The 1,114-nt window shown below is 65.4% G+C and carries 1 pseudogene; it reads left to right on the top strand.

Features of this window, described 5'->3' with window-relative positions:
• Positions 1-1,114, top strand: a pseudogene (locus EN750_RS35565) (methylase); the annotation flags it as partial.

Here is a 1,114-nt window from a genome sequence, read left to right as displayed (position 1 = left end):
GTCTGGAAGGACGCTTATGAGGCGCTCGAAGTCGCCCAGGTGCTGTTTTTGCGCCGGTTCGGCCCTGCGATCCTGTCGCGGTCGACCACGCCGCAGGCAACGCTGGCGATGATCAAGCGCATCGCGAACCTTCTTCCTACCCATACGCGACGGTCCCACGAGAGCCAGGCCATGCAGCAGCTGTCGACGCCCTTGCCGCTCGCCTTCGTCACGGCGCACGCCGCGGCGAGCGCATCTTGCGACCTGGTTCTCGAACCTTCGGCCGGCACCGGTTTGCTCGCCGTCCATGCCGAGATGGTGCGCGCCTCGATCGCCCTCAACGAGCTTGCCGCGACGCGGGCCGATCTCCTCGGCCTGCTGTTTCCAAGGGTCCCCGTCTCGCGGCACGACGCGGCCCATATCGACGATCATCTCGACTTGGCCATCGAGCCGTCCGTCGTGCTGATGAATCCACCGTTCAGCGTCGGCGCCTATGTCGACGGCCACGTCACTGACGCGGCATGGCGGCATCTCTTTTCCGCATTCGCCCGCCTGCGCGCCGGCGGGCGCCTGGTCGCCATCACCGGCACCGGGCTGTCTCCCGAAAACCCCAAATGGCGGCCGGCCTTCGAACGCCTGCAGCAGCAGGGCATCGTCATCTTCACAGCAGGGATCGACGGCCGTGTCTACGCCCGCCATGGCACCACCACTGATACGCGCCTGACAATTATCGACAAGGTACCGGCCGCCGACCCGAAAAGCTTCGTCCGGTCACCCGGCAAGGCCAAGGATGTCGAAACGTTGCTCTCCTGGATCACAGATCTCCCGCCCCGGACACTGGGCGGCTTTCCGGATTCAATCGGCGCGTTGTCCCGCGGCATCCCGTGCAATGCCGCCATGCACATGGGCGCCCGATCGGGGACAAGAGCCGCACCCCTAACAGTCGCAACTTCTGCTCCGAAGGCCATCCAATCGGTCCGTACGAATGCGCGGGCGAACCCCGCCCGCCAGGTCAAGGCAAACAGCACGCCGGCGGTCCCCCTCGCATATGAGATACGCGACTGGATGCCGGAAGAGGGCGGCCGGTTCACCGACACGATCTACGAACCCTACGCGCTACAGTCGATCGACATTC

This window comes from Mesorhizobium sp. M7A.F.Ca.ET.027.03.2.1, from assembly GCF_003999175.1.
GTDB lineage: Bacteria > Pseudomonadota > Alphaproteobacteria > Rhizobiales > Rhizobiaceae > Mesorhizobium.
The sequence above is the reverse complement of the archived record's forward strand: the minus strand, read 5'-3'. Positions and strand labels throughout refer to the sequence as shown.